Source organism: Stenotrophomonas sp. TWI1409, from assembly GCF_039673015.1.
Classification (GTDB): Bacteria; Pseudomonadota; Gammaproteobacteria; order Xanthomonadales; family Xanthomonadaceae; genus Stenotrophomonas; species Stenotrophomonas maltophilia_A.
The window spans coordinates 54,277-75,212 of record NZ_JBDJKU010000013.1 but is presented as its reverse complement, the minus strand read 5'-3'; the positions used below and the strand labels follow the sequence as shown (position 1 = coordinate 75,212).

Genomic DNA, 20,936 nt, shown 5'->3' with positions numbered 1-20,936 from the left:
CCCCCCTGGCGGCCGCCCGCGTGAGTCGGGGCCGGACTGGCCGCCGCCCCGCGTCCGCCCCCCCCGCCCCGCCAAACCCATGAACCGCGTTCCGCGACCAACCACGAGGGGCTCAGCCGTTCGCCGCCGCAAACACCGGTCGCGTCAGGTTGTCCGCCTCGCCCTCAGTGCAAAGCACTTCGTCTTCGATGCGGATGCCGCCATACGGACGGAAGAAGTCCACGCGCTCCCAGTTGATCGCATCGCCATGGCCGGCATCCTTCACTTCATTCAACAGCATGTCGATGAAGTACAGGCCCGGTTCGATGGTCACCACCATGCCCGGTTCCAGCACGCGGGTCAGGCGCAGGTACGGGTGGCCCGCCGGGCGCTCGATGCGGCCACCCTCGTCGCTGGCCGCGAAACCGGCCACGTCGTGCACCTGCAGGCCGATCAGGTGACCGATGCCATGCGGGAAGAACGCGGCGCTGACGCCGGTTTCCACTGCGGTCTGCGGCGAGACCTTGATCACGCCGAAGTCCTTCAGCACGCCCATCAGCGAAAGATGTGCGTCCACGTGCAGCTGCTTGTAGTCGAAGCCCGGGCGCACCGCTGCGCACATCTGCTGCTGGGCACCGTCGACGGCGGCGATCATCGCGGCGAACTCGTCGTGGCCCTGCGCGGCGTAGGTGCGGGTGATGTCGCTGGCGTAGCCGTGCGCGCTGGCACCAGCATCGATCAGGAAGCTGCGCAGCGGCTGCGGCGCCTTGCGGCCCAGCTCGGTGTAATGCAGCACGGCGGCATGTTCGTTCAACGCCACGATGTTGCCGTAGGGCAGCTCGTTGGCGTCCTGGCCGACGGCCTGGCAGTACGCCATATGGATGCTGAACTCGTCGGCGCCGTTGCGGAACGCGGCTTCGGCGGCACGGTGGCCGCGCACGCCCAGCACCTGCGCCTGGCGCATCAGCGCGATTTCATACGGCGTCTTGCTGCCGCGGTGCCATTCCAGGTAGTTCACCACCGGCGCCGGGTTGTTCGGCACGTAGTTGCCCAGCGTGCTCTGCGGCTCGCCGAGGATCGCGCAGCGCGACGGGTCGGCCGGCAGCAGGGCCAGCGCCTCTTCGGGCTTGCGGATGATGTGGATGTCGAAGTGCTCCACCCACCAGCCACTCGGTGCGTCCGGTACCACGTGCCAGTAATCGAACGGCTGGTGGAAGATCACCGCCGGACGCTTGCCGGGGGTGAACACGATCCAGCTGTTGGGCACGCGGGTCAGCGGCAGCCAGGCCTTGAACTGCGGATTCACCGCATACGGGTAGTCGCGGTCGTCGAACACCTGGTAGTGCAGGGTGCCGCTGGGCACCACCAGGTGATCGAAGCCGCCGCGGGCCAGCGCCTGTTCGGCGCGTCGGCACAGCACGGCCAGGTGGTCGGGATACAGGGCGCCGGGGTCTTGCTGGATCATTGCGGTGGCTCGACACGGAAAACGGCCCTAGATTCTGCCGCATACCGCGAAAAACCGCTGTGCCGGAACCGGCACTCAGACCGTCGAAACCGGTCCCTCGTCGCTGTCCTCGCCCACCCACTGGCGCAGCAGCTGCCGATGTTCGCGTGACAGGGTCAGGAAGCGGAAGCCGGTCCAGCTCTGGCCGGGAACGTGTGCGGGCTCGCTCCACAGCAGGTGCACGCCCACGTCGATGGCCTGCTGGCGGCCATCACCCAGCGGCAACGGGAAGCGCAGCTGGTACAGCGCATCCTCGCGCAGCGGCACGCTGGCCAGCATCAGCATGCCGGTTTCGGAGACATTGCCGAGGCGCCCGACCACGCACTCGCGCATCTGGTCGGTGACCGGCACCAGGTCCGAGACCTGGCGGCGCGGCGCGCGGCGGGTGTCCTGCGGCGGTACGGCTTTCATGCGGGGGTCTCCTGTGCGCGGCCCGCGGCCAGTGCGCGCAGCGCACCAAGGCTGGCTTCCCAGGCACGGTCGACCAGCCGGCCCTTGTCTTCGGTGACCAGTTGCGCGCGCCCGGCACTGATCTGCCGTGCCAGCGTATCCAGGTCGGTATCGGTGATCTTCTGCCCGCGTGGATTGACGAACAGGGCGTGGCCGGTCAGCAGGCTGTACCAGGACAGGCGCTGGCGGCGCAGCGTGCCATCACCGGTATCGATGTCGAACCAGCTGCCGAACGGCAGCGTGGACAGTTGCTGGTAGGCGGCTTCTTCGGCACTGCTGCGGGGCGTTGCAGGCGCTGTGCCGGTGGGCGCGCCGGCGTGTTCGCCCAGGCGCGCACGTGCCTTCAGGCGGGCACTGAGTTCGGTACGCGAGGTGCTTTCATCCTCGCCGCCGGGCGTGGCCAGCCTGCGCGCGACGGCGGCGGCTTCCTCGGCGTGGTAGCCGACCTGCAGCAGTGCGGCCTCCACGTCCGCTGCCAACGCGGTATCGGTGCCGCCGGGGGCGTCGATGGCCTGTGCGGTGATGGCAGCGATGCGCTCGGTCTGTTGCAGTCGTTCCTGCCACTGTGGCGAATCATCGCCATGGCGCAGGCGGGTGAGGGTCAGTGCATCGGCCCAGGCCTGGCGCAACAGGGTCTGTACGAAGCGCGGTGGCGACTGCGTGTCGCAGCACTGGTCGATCTGTGCGGTGGCCTGGCGACGGGCCAGTTCCAATCGTTCCTTGCCGCGCGCGGCTTCCACGTGGCGGCGCTCGGCCAGTTCGGCACGATGGGCCGCCGCGCGCTGGTGCTGCTGCACGTCTTCGTTGGCGGCGGCAAAGGCCTCCGGTACGCGCGCATCCTGCCCCAGCAGGCCCTGCACGCTCTGCGCCATGCGCTGCAGCAGCTGTGGGTCGACGTCATCGTCGCCCAGCCAGTTGGCGCCGACTTCGGCGATCTGGTTGAGCAGCTCGCGCGCCGGGTGCTCGTCACGTACGAAGAAGCCCGGATCGGCCATTGCCGCACGTGCCAGGGGCACCTGCAGGCGGGCCAGCAGGGCGGCCGGCACCGGATCGGGACGCTGCTGCTGTTGCACCTGCTGCATCAGCATGCGCAGCAGGTCCAGGTTGTCCCGATCGTGACTGCCCAGCTGGGCCTGCGCACCATGCTCGCTGCGCAGCTGCGCGACCACGGCGGCCTGCAGGTCGGCCACGCCGGTTGCCGCGCTGGACTGAGCCTGCAGACGCGCGAGTACCGCGTCGACTGCCGCACTGGGCACTGCGCCGCTGTCCGCCGGGGCAGGGCTGGCGTGCCGGGCCTGCTGCAGCAGCTCATGCAAAGCACTGCCGGTGGATGTGGTCACGCCCGGCGTGGCGGGGCCGGCTGCACCACCCTCGTGGAAGGCGTCCTGTACCAGGCTGGACCAGGAGCCGGCCGGTGCCGAACCGTTCCAGCCGGTCAGTGGGGCCGCGCTGCGCTTGGCCGGCTGCGTGGTGCGGCCGCCACCCACCGACTGGGTGATGATCCGCCGCGTGCTCGACGAGCGTGCCAGGTAGGGGGTGTAGACCAGCCCCGGCAGTACGCCGGACTGGGCCAGCAGGGCATTGGCACGGTCAAGGATATCGCCCAGCCGTTCCAGCACCTGTCGTTCGAAACTGCGATACAGCGCCAGCTGTACCTCGACGCTCAGCGCGTCCTGTTCGGCAATCCGGCGCACCATCGCGCACAGTGCCTGCGGCGCCAGCGGCAGGGTGTCGGCCTCGAAGGCCGGCGCCGCCGCCAGTACCCCCAGGCGTTGGCCGAGCAGGTTCAGTGTGTTGGTTGACCGCAGGGTTTCGCGCCGCACCATCTCGGTCAGCAGCAGGTCGCGATCCACTTCGTGCTCATCAACCAGCGACAGCCCGAGCATGCCCGGCAGCGCTGGCGGCGTAGCACTGGTGCTGACACCGTTGGCCGGTTCGCGCAACCGTGCGAGGGCGTCGGCAACGGCATCGAGCATGCGGTCGGCGAAGTGGCCAGCGAAGGCGTGCAGCTGTCCACGCTGGGCCATCAGTTCGGCCTGCTGCTGCGGATTGCGTGCGCGATCGGCGTCGTGCAGCAGGGTCTGCTCCAGCGCTTCGACAGTCAGGATCAGGGGCGCGGCCAGCGTCTGCCGGCACAGGCCGATCAGCGCGCCCAGCAGCTCACGTACCCGCGGTGGCAGGTCGCTGGCGGCCAGGCGGTTCTTGTCGGCAGGAGTGATGGAAAAGACAGCTGACATCGGCAGGCGGTATCCGGATTCCCGCGGATCGATCTGGTGAATCTACCGTGTCGGCCGCTGTCGGCGCTACTTTAGGGCGAATGTGCATCCCGTTCGCCAGGCATGGCCCGACCGATGAACGGTAGTGCCGGCCGCTGGCCGGCAATCCGCGCCGATCGAGCTGCCGGCCAGCGGCCGGCACTACCCGCTACTGCAAGACGCTCACTCCTCCAGGAACAGGCTCACCACATCGTTGGTGAAGCGGCGGCCCAGTTCGGTCGGCTGCACATGGCCATCGGTCACGTCCAGCCAGCCGTGCTGCACGGCCTCGGCCAACGGTGCATCCAGCACGCTGCGCGACAGCCCGGTACGCGACTCGAAATCGCGCAGGCCGAAGCCTTCGTGCAGGCGCAGCAGATTCAGCATGTACTCGAAGGGCAGGCGCTCAGGAGCGATTACATCGTCACCCCCGAACGAGGCCGGGGTGCCCGCGCTGTCCAGATAAGCCTGCGGATGCTTCAGCTTCCAGCGTCGCAGCACGTGTTCCTCTGCACCGGAGCTGATCTTGCCGTGCGCGCCGGCACCGATGCCCAGGTAATCGCCGAAGCGCCAGTAGTTCAGGTTGTGCGCGCTCTGCCGGCCAGGGCGTGCGTAGGCGCTCACCTCGTACTGGCCGAAGCCTGCCTGCGCCAGCAGGGCCTGGCAGTGTTCCTGCATGTCCCAGGCGTTGTCTTCATCGGGAATGCCCTGCGGCGGCCGCGCGAAGAACACCGTGTTCGGTTCCAGGGTCAGCTGGTAGTGCGAGATATGCGCCGGCTGCAGCGCGAACGCACGTTCCAGATCGGCCTCGGCACCGGCCAGGGTCTGTTCCGGCAGCGCGTACATCAGGTCGATGTTGAAGTTGTCGTAGCCCGCGTCCTGCGCCATCTTCACCGCGCGCTCGGCTTCGCCACTGTCGTGGATGCGGCCCAGGCGCTTGAGCATGGCGTCGTCGAAACTCTGGATGCCGAAGCTGAGGCGGTTCACGCCGGCTGCGCGGTAGCGGTCGAAACGGCCATGCTCGGCCGTGCCCGGGTTGGTTTCCAGGGTGATTTCGGCGTTGGGCGCGAAGCGCAGGCGCGCGCTGGCCTGCTGCAGGAAGCGGTCGATCGCTTCCGGCGGGAACAGGCTGGGCGTGCCGCCACCGAAGAACACGCTGTGCACCACCCGGCCCCAGACCAGCGGCAGGTCCTGGTCCAGGTCGCGCAGCAGCGCATCGATGTAGGCATCGAACGGCAGTTCGCCCTTGGCCTGGTGCGAATTGAAATCGCAGTACGGGCACTTGCGCACGCACCACGGCAGGTGCACGTACAGCGACAGCGGTGGCGGTACCAGCCGCGGCGAGGTGTCGTGGTCAGCGGAGCAGGCTTCGCCGGGCAGGTGGTTGCAGTGGTCGTGGGCGTGCGGCATGGGCTTCATCGGTAGTGCCGGCCGCTGGCCAGCTTCCCTGGTTCGATCGGGTGGCGTCAGTACAGCGTCGCCAGCTGCTGCTTGAGCTGTTGCAGGGCAATGGCACGGTGGCTGATGGCGTTTTTCAGGGCCGGCTCCATCTCCGCGGCGGTCAGGCCGTGGGTGGTGTCAAGGAACACCGGGTTGTAGCCGAATCCATTCGTGCCGCGCAGTTCACGGATGATCTGGCCCTCCCAGCGACCTTCGCAGATCAGCGGCTGCGGATCGGTGGCGTGGCGCAGCAGCACGATCACCGCATAGAAGCGGGCGCCGCGCTGGCCATCGGGAACGTCGGCCATCGCCTCCAGCAGCTTGGCGTTGTTGGCCGCGGCATTGGTCGGGTGGCCGGCATAGCGCGCGCTGTACAGGCCCGGTGCACCGCCGAGGGCATCGACGATCAGGCCCGAATCATCGGCCAGCGCCGGCAGGCCGGTCGCTTCGCAGGCCGCGCGCGCCTTCAGCAGCGCGTTCTCGACGAAGGTCAGGCCGGTCTCTTCCACGTCGCCCAGGCCCAGCTCGGCGGCCGAGGTGATCTGCAGCGGCAGGTCGGCGAGGATCTCCTGCATCTCCACCAGCTTGCCGGCGTTGTGGCTGGCCAGTACCAGTTTCTTCATTGACGGGGCTCCAGCAGGTCCCAGGTGTTGCCATACAGATCGCTGAATACCGCGACCGTTGCATAGGGTTCTTCGCGCGGCGCTTCCAGGAACTCGACCCCGGCGGCCAGCATCGCCGTGTGGTCGCGGTGGAAGTCGTCGGTGTTGAGGAAGAAGGCGACGCGGCCACCGGTCTGGTTGCCGATGCGGCTGCGCTGTTCCTCGTCGCTGGCGCGGGCCAGCAGCAGGGCGGCAGCGCTGCCGTCGGTCGGCCCCACCACCACCCAGCGCTTGTGGCCCTGGTCGATGTCCTCCAGCAGTGCGAAGCCGAGCTTGCCGGTGTACCAGGCAATGGCTTCGTCATAGTCGGCCACCACCAGGGTGGTCAGGGCGATGCGCCGGTTCATGCCGACAGCGCCGCCTGCTGTGCGTCCAGCAGCTCGCGCACGCCCTTCTCGGCCAGGCCCAGCAGCGCGTCCAGTTCATCGCGGCGGAAGGCATGGCCTTCGGCGGTGCCCTGCAGCTCGATGAAGCCACCGCCGTCGTTCATCACCACGTTCATGTCGGTGTCGCAGTCGCTGTCTTCGGCGTAGTCCAGGTCCAGCACCGGGGTGCCGCGGTAGACGCCCACCGACACCGCTGCCACTGCACCCAGGATCGGGTTGCGCTTGATGTCGCCGCGCTTCATCAGCACATTCACCGCATCGACCAGGGCCACGTAGGCGCCGGTGATGGCGGCGGTGCGGGTGCCGCCGTCGGCCTGCAGCACGTCGCAGTCGAGGGTGATGGTGCGCTCGCCCAGCGCGTTGCGGTCCACGCACGCGCGCAGGCTGCGGCCGATCAGGCGCTGGATCTCCAGGGTGCGGCCGCCCTGCTTGCCACGGGCGGCTTCGCGGTCGCTGCGGGTGTGGGTGGCGCGCGGCAGCATGCCGTACTCGGCGGTCACCCAGCCTTCGCCCTTGCCGCGCAGGAAGCCCGGCACGCGGTTCTCGACGCTGGCGGTGCACAGCACACGGGTTTCACCGAAGCACACCAGCACCGAACCTTCGGCGTGGCGGGTGAAGCCGCGTTGGATGACGACCGGGCGGAGCTGGTCGGGCTGGCGGCCGCTGGGGCGGGAATCGGACATGGTGCGGGTTCCGTAATGGCAAGGGAGTACGCCGCCACGCCCGCGGCCTTCACGGGGCGGGCAAGGGGGCTCTGGTGAGGGCGCTAGGGTACCATTCCCCCTTTGCACGCACCGGACACAATCCATGATTCGAAGCATGACCGCCTACGCCGGCGGCGAGCGGGTCACCCCGTGGGGCACGCTGGGCTGCGAGCTGCGCTCGGTCAACCACCGCTTCCTGGAGGTCGGCACCCGCCTGCCCGAGGAACTGCGGGCGCTCGAGCCGCAGTTGCGCGAGCGTATCGCCGCGCGCCTGAGCCGCGGCAAGCTGGATCTGGTGATGCGCCTGCGCGCGCCGGAAGTGGCCGCCAACCTGCAGGTGGACGAGGCCCTGCTGGGCCAGCTGGGCCGCCTGGCGCACCGCCTGACCTCCGATTTCCCCAATCTGCAGGTCAGCTTCACCGATCTGCTGCAGCTGCCGGGCGTCACCCGTGGCGAGGCCACCGATGCCGCCGCCCTGCAGGTCGAGGCACTGGCCCTGCTGGACCAGGTGCTGGATGGCTTCGTCGAGGCCCGTGAGCGCGAAGGCGGCAAGTTGTCCGCGGCCATCAGCGAGCGCGTGGACGGCATCGAACGCATCGCTACCGAAGTGCGCACCTTGATTCCGGCCATTCGCGACGGCCAGCGCGCCAAGCTGGCCGCCCGCCTGGCTGACCTGCCGCACCCGGTCGACCCCGGCCGCGCCGAGCAGGAGCTGGTGCTGTGGCTGCAGAAGCTGGACGTGGATGAAGAGCTGGACCGCCTCGGCAGCCACATCGTCGAGATCCGCCGCGTGCTCAAGCAGCGCGAGCCGGTCGGTCGCCGCCTGGACTTCCTGCTGCAGGAGTTCAACCGCGAAGCCAACACGCTTGGGTCGAAGTCGGTGGACAGCCGTACGTCCAATGCGGCAGTGGAACTGAAGGTGCTGATCGACCAGATCCGCGAGCAGGTGCAGAACATCGAGTGATGTTGCACGCAGCGCCGTACCGTCGCTTCCGGTGTGAAAAATCAGGCAGTTAGGCAGGGGGGTGCGGTCGCTGCATCCCAAGTGATCCCACGACAGCGCAGGTTGTCTGTGGGATTGAGTGGGGGTTTTTGCCCAGTCGGCCCCTTCCCCGATTTCATTCCCCACAGATCCCCGCACGCCCCGTGGACATTGCGATGGAATCCTCACACCGCTCCGAACTGGTTACCGATGGAGCTCTGCGCGTGTGGCTGCGCACCGGCCCTGCCGACCGCCTGATCTTCGTGGCCAGCCCTTGCGGTACCGCCTTCGGAAAGGCTTCCTGGGTGCTGCGCTTTCGCTTTGTCGGCGCCGCCAGGGAGAAGGTCCTGGGCCGCTATCCGGACCTGTCGTTGGCCTAAGCCCTGGAGAAGGCGCGCAGCGATCGTGCCCTGATCCAGCAGGGCATCAATGTGGCCGCTGCCAAGCGGCTGGCCCGACTGGATGCGCGGCGCGCGCACATCGCCAAGACCGAGCACCGACCGAAGTCCGCCGCACCGAGTACGCCGCTGGAGGTGCAGGCCATCGATCCGCAGCAGGCCAACGTTGGCCAACTCGGACAAGCCTAGCTGGATCGCTACATCGCCCCCGGCTACACGCATCCCGATCGCATCCGGACTGTGCTGGGGAGTGCCCCTCTACCCCCGCGCTGGGCATCACCCGAGCTCGGGGCGTCGTGCCGCTGGACGTGGATCGCCTGCTGGTGGCCACCGTGGCGCGCGGGGTGTCCACCGTGGCCAACGACCTGCTGCGCTATCTGGTACTCCTGTTCAAGCACGCGCTGGTCCTGGGCTGGGCCACCAGCAATCCGGCCGCCAACTTTGGCTTGCGCGATACCGGCGGCCGGGAGCGGGGCCGCTCCCGCTGGCTGCCCCTGCATGAACTGATCAGTCTCCCTCCCGCACAACGCCGCTGATGGCACCCGGACGCCGGGAAGATCCTGGCCGGCCTCATGATGTTGACCTAGTGCGGTCACCCCTCATGAACTTGTCGCTTCGATAACGCTGCGCATAAGTCCTGCAACGAGATGTTTGTTCGTAGGTGTCCCCAGTTCTTCGATGATGACCTTCGGTGTCTTCTTATGAGGGTGGCGAGTTCGTCTGATCCGACGGTGGACAGACCCGCGGACGCCTGCAGTTTCATCGTTCGAGCCGCACTCGCAGTCGCCGGGCACGCTCCTTGAAGGCGGACTCACCCCCTTCCAGGATGTCGCAGACGGCCTGTCGAATGGCGGCCGACTCGAGCCCACCCGACTGGTAGGAGATTTTGGGAAGGCCACCGGTGCCGTCGTGGATGGAGTTGGCGATGATGACTTGGTCCGCATCCGTATTGATGACGAGGTTGGCGTTGTGCGTCACCATGATGACCTGCCGGTTGGACTTGGCGAGCACGAACAAAGAGACCAGCTCGTCAAATACCGACTTCGGATCCAGGTTTTCCTCTGGCTGATCGATGATGAGGGGTCGATCATCGGCTTCGTCCAAAGCCAGATACAGCAGGAGGAGAACAATTCCGCGAGTGCCGGGAGAGAGCTTGCGAATGTCCACCCCGTCGTAGCTGATCTCGTAGCGTACGCGCAGATGGTCCGTGCTAAAGAGCCAGCGGGCGAACTTCTTTGACCATGCGCGGAATTCTTCCTGCTGGTCGCGTGCAAACGGCGCATGGGACAGCAGGTTCTTCAGATGGCTGGCCATGAACGTCGTCATCGCGGCACGAACGTCGGCGGCCGTCCCGTTCTCCCAGACGTCCAGGAACGTACTCTTGGCCACGTTGGTGAATCCGCCGACGCCGTAGAACAGCCCCGCTTTGCGTCGGTCCAGCAAGGATTCCTCAGCCTCGCGGGCCCAGGTCTCCACGTCAGCGATGCGCCGGACCGAGAATCCCAGCTTCCCCAGCGTCCCCGACGACGCGGTGAGTCTGGCCAATAGCGGCGCATACAGCGTTTCCAACGCCACTTGCTCATCAATGATGGCTTGGAAGGCGCGCTCATAGGCGGCATCGCGGTCCGCCTGCAGGTTACGCCGGCGATTGGGAGCGTCTTGAGCATCGGACAGCCTTTGCTCCAATGCCGTGAGCGCCGTCTGCTCTTTGTTGATGCGTTCGGTCAGCGTGGCAAATTGCTTTTGCGTGAGCTGGTCGGCGCTGAAGAGCGCAGAAAGACGCGCCATTTCCGCTTCGATCACCGTGAGCGGAAGAGCGCTCAGGTCGGCATCGGCAGGGATGTAGGCGAGCGCCGGATCCTTGGGCGGCGGCGGAACGCCTTTTAGTTTGGCGATCTCTGCCTCCGCCCATGCGATGTAGCTCTGTAGGTTCTGATCAACGCTTCCCTTGTGTACCAACATGAAGGCGTCCCACTGGGCATCGTCCATGCCGCTGGCCAAGTGACGGGCCCGCAACTGACGCAACATCTCCGGAGCCCCGGTCTTTCGAGTCGCATCAACCTCACTTTGCAGCGTTAGGAATGCACGTCGCTGGTTGCTGAAGGTCTGCACTTTCGTTCGCAGTTCTTGGGCGACGGCGCTTAGCACACCATGGCGCTCAACCTGTTCCTGCGTGCCTTTTAGCGTGAGCCTGCTTCGGTCGACGGTATAGTCGGCAATGACCTTGGCCATCTGCTGGACGCTCGTTGTAAGCGTCGGAACGGAGGCCTCTTTCTCCAGCTCTACGCTGATGGCGTCGGAAAGCTGGGCGATCCCCAGTTCCTCGCGCTGCCGAGTCTGCTTGAGATGCAACGTCCGTTGATCTCGCAGTTCGTTGAAGTCGTTGGCGAAATCTGTCTGGCTCGGGGCGTGGGATTGGAACACGACCCGCTCGATCTCGCGGACCAGACCGTCGGAAGCGCCCGCGGCCGAACAAAGCTCTTCCACGAATTGCTGTGACAGATAGCGCGCCTTGGCGAATGTCACCCCGTTCTCGGAATCATGATGGGAGAGGGGGCGGGTTTGTTCCGCTCCACCTCCCCACGTCAGGGTCGCTTTAGCCTCACCGAGCAAGCTCCTCGCACGGACGAGGAATGAGCTGCTGGCGTTCTCATTGGCATCCCATCCCGCCACCGAAATGGCATCGCATCCTGCAGCGATGATGTCGGCGAGTGCCGTCTTGCCGGAGCCTCGGGCACCGACGATGGCCACCAATCCACTGTTCAAAGGGATTTCGGACGTCTGGAAACACGCCGTATCCTGAATGCGGACGTGAGAAATGACCTGCGATGGCATGGCGGAACGAGGCGGCTCTTCGCCGACGTACGCTCGCCCTTCGGGGTTGATGCAGGCTTGGCGAAGCGCATCAAACTCCAAGGCGCCTTTGATCCAGGAGTAGCGGTTTCCCGCCGGCTGCCCGACGGCATTGAGCGCGTGTGCGTCGCTACCATGAAGGCAGGGTTTGCAGGTGCCGTAGGTGGCAATGATCGCCTCCTTCCCAAGCGCTTTTTGCCCGAGCCAGAATTCGCGCTGCGAAGGGCTGCTCGAGAAGATGATGTGAGAAAACTTCTCAATCTCGCGCCGAATGGTCGTATCAGCGGCCTGGTTGAGGCCGCTCGTGCCATCTCCGGAGGCGCCGGCAACTGCAATCAACACATTCTCTTGCGCCCAGTCGCTTTCCTTGTAGGCCTGCTTCAGCCCCACAAAGCTCACCTTGAACTGAGTAGCGCCATAGCGAAGGGCGGCGTTGTCGTCGACGATGGACTCATCAGCACATTTGCCGAGGCGAATAAGGTCATCGCGGTTGCAGTGGAAGCGATCTCCATAGGCGGCGAAGTCCAGTCGCCCCATGAAGCGCTTGATCTCTTCCAGGTGGTTGGAAGACGTGGGGTTGACCAGCAGGTGCGCGTTGACGAAGCCCGTACGTGCCGCCACGTCTAGGCGGACTTCGATGTTGGGAAAGACGAGCCCGATGCCGGGTAGTCGGCCGAGGGCACGGTGCGACAAAACGGCTTCGTAGCTGTCGAGCAAGTAGTAGTCCGTCACTCCCAGTGCTTGGATTGTCGGGGATGCCTTTTCTAGGCGTTGAAGGTATTCATCCCAAGCGTTTGCGCCAAATTGATCGTTGAGCACTGTCCCCGGCGCATGCACATGAGGCTCCCAGCGCCTCCATTCCGAACCCCGTTCCATCGGTAACTCTCTGTCCCCGGCTGAGCCTGCAATATAGCCGTTCAGGCAACGGCAGGTGATCCATCGCTTTTTGCAGGATCCCGGATGGAAGGAGCGTCTGGATTCCGCCCGCCCCTTGCCTCGCTCATGACGGGCAGATCGGTGCGCGGGGGCGTTCAGGGCAGGGCGAAGAGCCGGCGGGCTGTCGGCCCGCTGAATCCCCAAATCGCCCGGCGCAGGGGCTTCTTGTAGGTTTAACCGGTTTAACCTAGGATGCCATCCTGTGATGCTCCCTTTGGCCCGCTCGATTCGTTTCCCAACGCCGGACTGGAGTCGACCCGGGGCGTTTCCGTTTTTTGCCCGTCAACTGTGGTGAGCGGTCGCCGTTGCCGTCCAGTACGCGAGTTCGGCCCCAAGCCGGCGGCATGTCGATGCGAAGCGTTCAGAGGCCCGCTCAGGGTCGAAGACGTGGCCTGCACGGAACCCCTTCGATGCTACCCCGGTCGCATCCTTTGCCCCGCTGATTGATGGAGAGCGTTGTGAGCACGGTGACTCGCCTAACCGCTTTGGACTTCAGTACCCACGGCAACGCCTTGCTGCAGGAGCGCAAGACGCTGACCCTCGGCGACCTGAAAAAGGAAGAGCGTTTAATCTTGTCGGGGCACCGCAAGGCTCACGTGCGCCTGTTCGCGCCGGACGAGCTACTTCCGACGGATGAGCCGTTCCTCTTGCATATGACGCGTGCGCTGTCGGATGCCTTCAATGTGATCCAGAGCAGCCCAGAGGACGCCTTTAGGTCTACTCGCGCGTACCTGTATCTCATTGTTGGCCAAGAAGCCCCGGAGCTTCTCCAAAGCGACAGCCTCGCCGAATCCATGGAGGGGTGGTTGCGCCATGCGCGTAGGGGCGAGGTGCTGATCGATTTGACCGGGTCCACCCGTGGCCATCTCGAGGGAATGTGGCACGACTACTTCATTGAGCACGTTCGTCCGAAAGCCCACCCGAAACTGTCCGTTCGTAAAAAGGTTGCCCAACCGCGCCCGCCGGAAGATCCTCCACGGATTCGGCAGACCACCGCAGTGCCTGACGTTGCCCTCGCTCCGGCCCAGGATCGTTCCAGTGACCTGGTGAAGCTGGAGCAGGATGCCGCCGCATGGCGCGCTGAGCTGGCCAGTGACTGGCTAACGGCTGCCGAAGTCAGTCGACGACTGGGATCGAAGGCAGAAAACGCCAGCCACCTGGCGACCAAGTGGCGTCGGGCCGGCAAGCTGTTGGCGGTTTACCTCCACGTACCCGGCGGCAGCTGGCGCTTCCCAACCTGGCAGTTCCAAGCCAATGGCGAGCCGGTCCCTCGCTGGGACGAGATCCTCCGAATCCTGCACGAGCAGGGGCCGTTCCTGGACACCCAGCGCCGGACTACGGGTTGGGGGGAAGTGGAGTGGTTCCTCGCCAGGCACACGCTGCTCAAAGGGTTGACGCCGGCGGAGGTGCTGGCGACCGACCCAGCCAAGGTGCTCGCTGCGGCGGAAGCCGAGTTCGGTGAGGACGCCTGATGCCGGCCGGTGAGCCCTGGTTGATCCGTGAGCCGACGTGGTTTTCGTTGCCGACGGAACCACTCTACCGGGTCCATCTCGCGCAATACGATGCGACCTCTCCCAATCCCAACACCCGCGCGCGCTTTGCCTTGCCTGGCACGCACGCGATGCTCTACGCCGCCGACAGCTTGGAAGGTGCGTTGTGGGAAGCGTTGCTGCGTTACGTGGTCATCCAGCCCGGGGGACGATGCGTCGTTCCCTCCGCCAACCTGAAAGGGCAGGTCGTCTCGCGCGTGAAGTGGGTCGGGGCAGAGGCCAGGGTCCTGCCGTTGAGTCGCCCTGGACTGTTGCATCTGTTCCCCGATGGCGATGGACCGGCCGTGGCCGCCGTGAAGGCAATGACCACGACGGCCGACCACGCGTCCACGCACCCGGAGGCGGCCGCGCTGCTGAATTGCTTGCAGGGACTAACGCCGCCGGTCACCGAGATGCCCATCCTGAGTTGGAAGTCGCGGCAATTCGAGGACTCCACGGTCTATCTCTCCTACCACGAGCCAGGCGCCGCCTTGAACTGGGTCCAAGAAGGGCCTTCCAAAGCACTGGATACGCCGGCCGGCATGCTGGAGATTCAGGATGCGCTGCGTAAGCACCACTTCCATTGGACGCCGCTCAACACCCTGCCGCCCAGCGCGATCGAGGACCCCTAGCCATGCATCCTTCTGGGATGAATTGAAGTGGCTCGGTCGCTCTTGGAGAAGTCGACTGAGCTGGCCTTCCCGGCCTTGTCTTCAAAGAAATCTAGTTTTCACAAATCCCATCTGTCTATTGCGCCAGGGCAGGGCCGAGAGGGCAAAAGGCGAGACTGAAGAGGTTGAAGGTAGTGATGCCGGGCTGGATTCCAGTCAATTCAGTGGCTTGCCAATGGCTTGGATTCCAATTTTGGATGGCAGCTATCTCAAAATGAGGGGTTCGGAATGACCTCGGAACCTGTCTATCTGTTCACAGGTCTACTGATGTGCGCAGTTGATCCGCTGGTGCGCGAGTGGCGAGATACAGGGGAGGGAGGCGGGACGCTGAGCTGCGTTCTAATGCGCTCGGCGCCTTGCGGTGAGTGAGTTGCGACCACCGCCGGTCTTTCACTGGTCCGCCCCGTCCGAGGCCAAGGTCTTCAGGCTGCTTTGACAGGCGCCCACGCTCATGCGCCAGAGCGGAGTCTCTCGAAAGATTGCCATTGCTGTTTGCCCGACTCAGTCACGTACACATCGAGCAAGCGTCGGCCCCAGTACTAGCTAGAGTACAGAAGCCGCCTTTCTTGAGGGTCTACGGGGTTACCGCTGCATTCTGGTCGCACGTCCACTGCTGATTTGGTAGGCGATACATGCGTGTGCAGTGGTCGAGGCGCTCGATGTCATCGAGTGGAATGAGGATGACTTCTCCGCGACGTGCTAGCACACACCATGTTTCATTACAGCCGAGAACTATCCCGCTTTGATCATGGGGTTGGTCGCGCAGGTGGGCGATGGTATGGCGCTCATAGCTCTTGACTACCCCCGAACGACCGAGGTCATTGCGGTGGTGCCTAGCATCCTCCTTGCCCGCGCTGTTCGCGATATCGATCAGAATCAAGACCACCAGTAGGAGCAGCATCAGGCCCAGAGCGCTCCGATTTGCCCACTCTAGTGGCCAAAGAGAGGCGAGATTTGCAGCAAGGGTCTTCTTTCGCCGAGAGGTCTTTCCGCGCATCGATCGTTGGTTGAGCAATGCCTGCTTACGGATCCAGCGGCCTGCGCTATTCAGAAGCCGCCAAACGAAGAGGCCCAGCACGGCAAGGAGAATCAGCCCGATCCAAATGCTTATCGGCCCCAGTGGGAGCCAGGAGAAAAGGTCCACTACCTGCTTGAGCAGCAGGATGAAGCCATCGTAGGTGTAGTCCTCCGATGCACGTTTCATTAGGCCGGCAGGGACATCCAGGGCACGCCAGTAGGCGTCCCAATAGACACGGCCGGCAAAGTAAAGGATCGGTGCGGCGATGGCGACGAGCGGAAGCGCATACGCAATAAATCCGATCAGCGTCCGGCGTACCAGGTCGATTGCAGCCTTTTCCGTGGCATTTTCCATGATTGTCAGGGCGCGATTCGTGCGAATGGGAATATTCGTGAGGGAGAGTGAGTTGACCTACGCCCTAAGATGTCGCAGAGGTGTGGAGGCTGGCATGGAGCTTCCTTCCTGTGAATGCTATCAAATGGAAAAGAAGATCGGCTTTCTTATGGAAAGTAGTTACGGCAGCGCCTTCGAAGAGGGCCTTAGTGGATGTCGATGCCGGATTCGGAAGGAAGTTCAGCATTCAGAGAATCAAAGATGGTCAGATCGATTAGAAGACGGCTGAGGGTTGCCATCGCAGAACTTTCGTTTCCTCGAAGAACTTCCAAAGCGCCGGCTGCCAGCCACAGGTCGCCGCTGATCGACGCGTTAATCAATGCCTCTCCATCGGCCCTAAGTTCATCGGGGACCTCGAGTGCTTGCCACTGATGTCTGGCTTCTTCCAACGTCTCTAGGACCGTTCGATGAGTACTTTCTTCCTGACGTGTTCTTTGTGACTTTCGCTCGAAGTACGCGTCGATGCCTTGGAGTTCCTCTAAGCAGCGTGTGATCCGTGTGAAGGCACCGACGGTGGGAAGCGGGGATATTCCCACTCCGGCCTGACGGCACCAAAGCTGAGCGTCCTCACTGGGGACAGGAAGCAGGGCGGAGTAGCCGGAACTTGCAAGATTTGTCAGCCCCAGCCCGCGCAGAACCGGCAACAGACAGAGCTTTCGCCCGTTCGCGGTGAAATCATGCAGGGCCTCTGAGATGCTTTCTTGGGTGATGCCCGTTTCACCACTGTCGTGCTTTGGAGTGATCAGAATGTCTGCCGGAGGCCAAACGGACGGGATTGTATTGTCGGGAAGGAGATGGATTCCGATGCCCTCGGTGCCTGGGGAGAGTTTTGCCCTGACCTCATTTTCCAGCGCTTTCAGTTGCGCTTCGCGGTGCGCAGTGGAGGCTCTTATGGCTGCTTCAAGGGATTTCCCTCTAGGCAATGCGAATTTTCGGTGCGTGATGAATGGGGCGCGGCGCTTTACGTGTGCCTCTCCCGAAAGCGTCTGCATTCCCTCGATAAGAGAGCGCAGTTCACGTAGTTCCTTGGGGGGCGCCGACGATAGGATATGCCAAGGTTCGTCGGTCTCTGCCGATGAGATGCTCTTGATGAGGTCACTCAGCCAGCCCAAGTAAGCTGGAGCATCTTCCGGCAATTTGAAAAATCGGACGATCAGATCTACGGAGCAGCTTGAGAGGATTCCCTGAAGTCTCGAGAACTTCTTGGGGGTCGGGGCGAATCTCTCTTCAGGCGCAACAAGGGTAGAGCTCTCCATGTGGATTCGGCCAAGTGCGGCAGCCGCGGAAGGGTTATTTTTCTCCCTGAATCTTGCGTCGAGCAATGCCCTAATACTGTGGTTGAGGGTCTGCACAAGCTCGAGGCAGTTCGCCAGATACGCGGTATAGCTGTCGACGGCGAGCTGTGCATTCAAGATGGCCAACCACTCACGGTTTCGAGTCACCTCCGGTGGGGCGAAGAAGACCTCCCTCGGGATGCGCTTCTTCACCAGAAATTGGTCCGTTCCTGGAAGCATCATCGGAGAGCCGTCCGCCCCCAGCGCTGTACTCGCGACGACATCGGCGATGGGTGTCAGAGCTACTAGAACATCGCAGGCCCGCACCACCGAGTCGTGAATGTCTGGCTGGACAGATGAAGCCACATACCAGATGTTTGACTGGACCATCCACCCCTCTTCGCAAGTCTGCAGATAGGGGGTATCGGCCCAGGAGACGTGCTCACTGAAGCGCTGATGGAGCGAAGGTTGGCCGACACGGTTGACCCATTCGATCGCCAGAGATCGGTCGATCCGTGCTGCCACGTCCAGCAAAGACACCACATCCTCAAAGTCGGCTGTCAGTAGCGGAGGACTTAGCTGGCCGAACTCGGACAGGAGTGCTGGCGGGATGGCTTGACCCAGGAGTGCAGAGAGGCAGTCGGTGAGTTCAGAAGTTTGAACGGCGCCCGCAAGAATTGGCCGGAGTTGCGCCGGAGCCAGTCGTGCCAGAAATCGGGCGGTCAAGCCGGATGTGGCCACTCCCGCTCGGATCTCCGTAAAGCGTCGACAGGCCGGAACCATCGGTCCGACATCGGGCGGCTCGACATTCGCGATCGCAAACCCGGCGGGTGCGGACTGTAGAGACTTCGGCACAGCCTTGGCCTCGGGCGTATCCAGCCATGTACGTACAGTTCGATGCGCGTTGGCGAGGTCCAGGCCAGTCAGGATGGCACTGAAGAGTACCGGACTGGGGGCTTCCTCCAGTCTGAGTGCCAGCGACTCAAGAACGCTATTGTCACATTCTGCGTACCGGGAGAGGGTTCGTTCCAAGAAACGCTTGAGGTCGTTGGCGGGAATAAGCAATGCCGCCATGGCGGCCGTATCGGCGAGCAGTGGTGGCGGATACTCATGGCACAGACGGAGCAGTTCTTGCGATCGAACTTCATGAAGCCCGACGACCAGCCCATCCCTGGTGTTCTGAGCAAGATGCTCGTTCTTGAGCCGAGTGAGGGCGTGGGAAACGGTCGACGGAGAAACACCGAGCCTCTTGGGAATCTCTGAGATGCTCGCCCCACATCCAGCGGCGTTGGCGCAACTGACAAGCCTCAGTATGTCTAGCTCACCGTGCCGCGCCGGGTCGTTCATTCTCTGGGCGACTTGCGCGTGAAGGGTTTCGCTCAATCGTTGCCCTTGGGTGAGGGCGTGGATGTACTCGAGCAGATGCCCCGCGGCAAGGTTCCATGGCTCCTTCCATCCCTTCCAGGCGGTTTGTCCCCGTTCCCGGAGCTCCCGCCAGACACGTTCGGCGAGCGTTTCGTCGCCCACGACTTCGATCTGCAAGGCGCGGCGCGCTTCCGTCAGGGGATATCGGTCTTCTTCTCGCACTGAAGCTAAGAGCAGAAGTCCAGGATTCCGATCCACCTCTGTGGCTAGTGCACCCCACCCGTCCGAGAAACCGCGGCCGACGTCATCGATGATGAAGCCCACCGGCGCTTCAGGAGAGGCACGGCGGGAGCGGGCCAGTTGGACCAGCGAGGGAACGGCGGATGGCGAAAGGCTGCGGATCAGGAACCAGCGAACCGAGTGGCGACTCGCATGCGCCGCTTCCCACAACAGCGCAGACTTCCCCGATCCTGAGGCGCCGTAAATAAGAGCGTTTCGCTTGGACTCCAAGCCAGAGAGAACGGTAGCACGGAGTTCAGGGCGCTCCACCACGAGGCCGGCTGCTACATGCGATGCCTGCACGTCCACGCCCAGATAGAACAGAGGGTCCGCATCCTGAGACAGGAAATCGACTGCATCACAGTAGCCAAGTGTGAGTGCCTCCTCGACGACGAGTGATGTCAACATTGGCTGCAACGCAACGAAGCGATACTGAACGTCGGAGATGGAAATGCCGAGGAACTCACCACCTGAGCGCAGACCATTGTCATCGGACACTCGCCCAACCAAGCCGATGAGATCCGAGAAGAAGATTTCGGCCTCAAGGAGTGTGCAGCCCTGTGTAGCTGCGATGAGATCTATCGCGCCGGAGCGCGGATTTGGCAGGACGAGTACCTTGGTTCTTGCAATCATGGCGTCCGGTGCGCTGCGCCTTTTCAGCTCCGCGACGACGGCATGATACGAGGACAAGTCGAGAAGGTTGTCCTCCGGGCTACGATTTTTGCCGACGTCACTTTCGAGCACCAGTAGAAAGCGGTCATCGGCCCCGAGGTCCTGGGCATCCCACATCTTTCTGATGAAAGAGGCCACGGTCCGCGGTGAAAATGGGCCGAGGTGGTCACGGCGTGACTTGACTTGGACCAGCGTTCTGGCGGCGAGAGATCTTAACTCGAGATCGTCTCCCCCTTCGGGGAACACCGAGCCATGGTGGGCGTGCCCCGAAATTTCCTGGGCGCAGAAGTACACCGCCACCGCGTCCTGGTATCGGAATCCTCGTCCTGCATGAGAGCCAGCTCTTGTCGACACGTCACATCTTCCTTTGCGATGGCCCTTGGGGCTCTGTACGTCTTCCTGAACGTCTCATGCCGTTGGCTGGGGCCGAAGCGGCTTGATCCTGCCTTGTATACCGCGAAAACGTCGAAGGAGCAGGGCACCATTCTAAGGGCCCGGATTGCTTTGGTTGCGTATCTGTCCCATTTGCCTGGCCAGTGACCGGAGTGCCTGGTTCGATGCTCCGGTATAGACCGAGTCACTATCGCCCGCGCGAGAACTGGAGATGCTCGGCAGCAGAGTATCGAGAGGCACGCCCGTTCGCTGGGCGGGCAGCGGGTGATGAGGGTAGCCGGGGCCTGCTTGAGTGCGTTGAGGCAGCCACGACGGACCTCCAATTGGGTCTGGCATGTCTGTATTCCCGTCGTCATTCTGATCAAGCGATACCTGCAATCGAATGTGACGTTTCATCCTGTCGCTCCATCACCTTCGTTCAGAGGCACAATTTTCATCAGGTTCTTGCAGAGCACGCATGGGCCAGGTCGACGCGCAAGGGAAAGGAACGCTCGTATGGAATCGAACCTCAAGCGTTGCCCTCATGTTGGGGAGTACTTCCTGTTCCACGTAAAGGTGGAGCGTCAAGGGCGCTGGCGGGGAGTGGAGTTCGAGAACCTTGAGCGACTGCTATCCCCCGATCACCCGAGCCTTCGGCCCCGCGGCGGCGGCTTTCCGCATCTGCGCGAAATGGCGCGCCTGGTGTTCAACCCGGAAGCCGGCGATCCTCCGCGTGATCTGGAGGGTGGCTTCTCAGGCTACTGGCTGGTGTCCGAGCGACTGCGGTTGGCGATACTCTCGGTGGACCAGCTGG

The 20,936-nt window shown here is 63.7% G+C and carries 16 protein-coding genes and 1 pseudogene; 7 read left to right on the top strand and 10 right to left on the bottom strand.

The genetic code is table 11. The annotated features are described in order from the left end of the window. Nucleotides 1–112: 112 nt before the first annotated feature. From pepQ to rph, 7 genes are all read right to left on the bottom strand, one after another. Entirely contained in the window at nt 113–1,444 is a 1,332-nt protein-coding gene (gene pepQ / locus ABE423_RS06625; RefSeq protein ID WP_346485465.1) for a Xaa-Pro dipeptidase, read from the bottom strand. Nucleotides 1,445–1,519: 75 nt separating this feature from the next. Then, nucleotides 1,520–1,894, bottom strand: a complete 375-nt coding sequence (locus ABE423_RS06620) for a PilZ domain-containing protein (RefSeq protein WP_180838787.1) — start codon at nt 1,892–1,894, stop codon at nt 1,520–1,522. Beyond that, nucleotides 1,891–4,170, bottom strand: a complete 2,280-nt coding sequence (locus ABE423_RS06615) for a DUF1631 family protein (RefSeq protein WP_346485463.1) — start codon at nt 4,168–4,170, stop codon at nt 1,891–1,893. The genes ABE423_RS06620 and ABE423_RS06615 overlap by 4 nt, the downstream gene beginning before the upstream one ends. 201 nt (nt 4,171–4,371) lie before the next feature. Continuing rightward, nucleotides 4,372–5,598 carry a radical SAM family heme chaperone HemW gene (gene hemW / locus ABE423_RS06610; RefSeq protein WP_253145461.1) on the bottom strand — a complete coding sequence of 409 codons (1,227 nt, stop codon included), beginning with the start codon at nt 5,596–5,598 and terminating at the stop codon, nt 4,372–4,374. Between the two features lie 56 nt (nt 5,599–5,654). Beyond that, nucleotides 5,655–6,251, bottom strand: a complete 597-nt coding sequence (rdgB, locus tag ABE423_RS06605) for an RdgB/HAM1 family non-canonical purine NTP pyrophosphatase (RefSeq protein ID WP_014038346.1) — start codon at nt 6,249–6,251, stop codon at nt 5,655–5,657. After that, nucleotides 6,248–6,637 carry a VOC family protein gene (locus ABE423_RS06600; protein WP_125894072.1) on the bottom strand — a complete coding sequence of 130 codons (390 nt, stop codon included), beginning with the start codon at nt 6,635–6,637 and terminating at the stop codon, nt 6,248–6,250. Before ABE423_RS06600 ends, rdgB begins: the two co-directional genes overlap by 4 nt. Continuing rightward, nucleotides 6,634–7,359, bottom strand: coding sequence for a ribonuclease PH (rph, locus tag ABE423_RS06595; protein ID WP_012512000.1), 726 nt, complete (start codon nt 7,357–7,359; stop codon nt 6,634–6,636). The genes ABE423_RS06600 and rph overlap by 4 nt, the downstream gene beginning before the upstream one ends. Nucleotides 7,360–7,483: 124 nt before the next feature. Here rph and ABE423_RS06590 point away from each other — a divergent pair, with 124 nt between their 5' ends. The 4 genes from ABE423_RS06590 to ABE423_RS06575 all read left to right on the top strand — a co-directional run bounded on the left by ABE423_RS06590 (nt 7,484) and on the right by ABE423_RS06575 (nt 9,296). Next, nucleotides 7,484–8,344 carry a YicC/YloC family endoribonuclease gene (locus ABE423_RS06590; RefSeq protein ID WP_293796484.1) on the top strand — a complete coding sequence of 287 codons (861 nt, stop codon included), beginning with the start codon at nt 7,484–7,486 and terminating at the stop codon, nt 8,342–8,344. 194 nt (nt 8,345–8,538) lie between these two features. Continuing rightward, the gene (locus ABE423_RS06585; protein WP_160320993.1) at nt 8,539–8,742 is read left to right on the top strand and encodes an Arm DNA-binding domain-containing protein; all 204 of its coding nucleotides are present in this window, start codon (nt 8,539–8,541) and stop codon (nt 8,740–8,742) included. Between the two features lie 51 nt (nt 8,743–8,793). Beyond that, on the top strand, nt 8,794–8,949 hold the full coding sequence (locus ABE423_RS06580; RefSeq protein WP_346485459.1) for a hypothetical protein: 156 nt from the start codon (nt 8,794–8,796) through the stop codon (nt 8,947–8,949). A 107-nt stretch (nt 8,950–9,056) separates the two neighbouring features. Further along, complete coding sequence (locus ABE423_RS06575) at nt 9,057–9,296, top strand: hypothetical protein (RefSeq protein WP_346485457.1); 240 nt, start codon at nt 9,057–9,059, stop codon at nt 9,294–9,296. A gap of 223 nt (nt 9,297–9,519) precedes the next feature. Here the strand turns inward: ABE423_RS06575 and ABE423_RS06570 are convergent, their stop codons facing one another. Next, entirely contained in the window at nt 9,520–12,489 is a 2,970-nt protein-coding gene (locus ABE423_RS06570) for a TrlF family AAA-like ATPase (RefSeq protein WP_346485455.1), read from the bottom strand. A 518-nt stretch (nt 12,490–13,007) separates the two neighbouring features. On the opposite strand from ABE423_RS06570, the gene ABE423_RS06565 reads away from it, so the two are divergent. Further along, nucleotides 13,008–14,021: a hypothetical protein gene (locus ABE423_RS06565; protein WP_346485453.1), complete on the top strand. Its 1,014-nt coding sequence runs from the start codon at nt 13,008–13,010 to the stop codon at nt 14,019–14,021. Continuing rightward, the gene (locus ABE423_RS06560; protein WP_346485451.1) at nt 14,021–14,710 is read left to right on the top strand and encodes a hypothetical protein; all 690 of its coding nucleotides are present in this window, start codon (nt 14,021–14,023) and stop codon (nt 14,708–14,710) included. Before ABE423_RS06565 ends, ABE423_RS06560 begins: the two co-directional genes overlap by 1 nt. Nucleotides 14,711–15,323: 613 nt before the next feature. On the opposite strand, the gene ABE423_RS06555 is transcribed toward ABE423_RS06560, so the two are convergent. Beyond that, nucleotides 15,324–16,121 carry a hypothetical protein gene (locus ABE423_RS06555; RefSeq protein ID WP_346485450.1) on the bottom strand — a complete coding sequence of 266 codons (798 nt, stop codon included), beginning with the start codon at nt 16,119–16,121 and terminating at the stop codon, nt 15,324–15,326. Nucleotides 16,122–16,306: 185 nt separating this feature from the next. Next, nucleotides 16,307–20,050, bottom strand: coding sequence for a hypothetical protein (locus ABE423_RS06550; protein WP_346485448.1), 3,744 nt, complete (start codon nt 20,048–20,050; stop codon nt 16,307–16,309). Nucleotides 20,051–20,410: 360 nt separating this feature from the next. Here ABE423_RS06550 and ABE423_RS06545 point away from each other — a divergent pair. Next, nucleotides 20,411–20,929, top strand: a pseudogene (locus tag ABE423_RS06545) (DUF1629 domain-containing protein); the annotation flags it as partial. Between the last annotated feature and the right edge of the window lie 7 nt (nt 20,930–20,936).

Coding starts and splice junctions, on each gene's coding strand:
- pepQ (WP_346485465.1), bottom strand. CDS start 1,444: ATGATCCAGCAAGACCCCGGCGCCCTGTATCCCGACCACCTGGCCGTG.
- ABE423_RS06620 (WP_180838787.1), bottom strand. CDS start 1,894: ATGAAAGCCGTACCGCCGCAGGACACCCGCCGCGCGCCGCGCCGCCAG.
- ABE423_RS06615 (WP_346485463.1), bottom strand. CDS start 4,170: ATGTCAGCTGTCTTTTCCATCACTCCTGCCGACAAGAACCGCCTGGCC.
- hemW (WP_253145461.1), bottom strand. CDS start 5,598: ATGCCGCACGCCCACGACCACTGCAACCACCTGCCCGGCGAAGCCTGC.
- rdgB (WP_014038346.1), bottom strand. CDS start 6,251: ATGAAGAAACTGGTACTGGCCAGCCACAACGCCGGCAAGCTGGTGGAG.
- ABE423_RS06600 (WP_125894072.1), bottom strand. CDS start 6,637: ATGAACCGGCGCATCGCCCTGACCACCCTGGTGGTGGCCGACTATGAC.
- rph (WP_012512000.1), bottom strand. CDS start 7,359: ATGTCCGATTCCCGCCCCAGCGGCCGCCAGCCCGACCAGCTCCGCCCG.
- ABE423_RS06590 (WP_293796484.1), top strand. CDS start 7,484: ATGATTCGAAGCATGACCGCCTACGCCGGCGGCGAGCGGGTCACCCCG.
- ABE423_RS06585 (WP_160320993.1), top strand. CDS start 8,539: ATGGAATCCTCACACCGCTCCGAACTGGTTACCGATGGAGCTCTGCGC.
- ABE423_RS06570 (WP_346485455.1), bottom strand. CDS start 12,489: ATGGAACGGGGTTCGGAATGGAGGCGCTGGGAGCCTCATGTGCATGCG.
- ABE423_RS06560 (WP_346485451.1), top strand. CDS start 14,021: ATGCCGGCCGGTGAGCCCTGGTTGATCCGTGAGCCGACGTGGTTTTCG.
- ABE423_RS06555 (WP_346485450.1), bottom strand. CDS start 16,121: ATGGAAAATGCCACGGAAAAGGCTGCAATCGACCTGGTACGCCGGACG.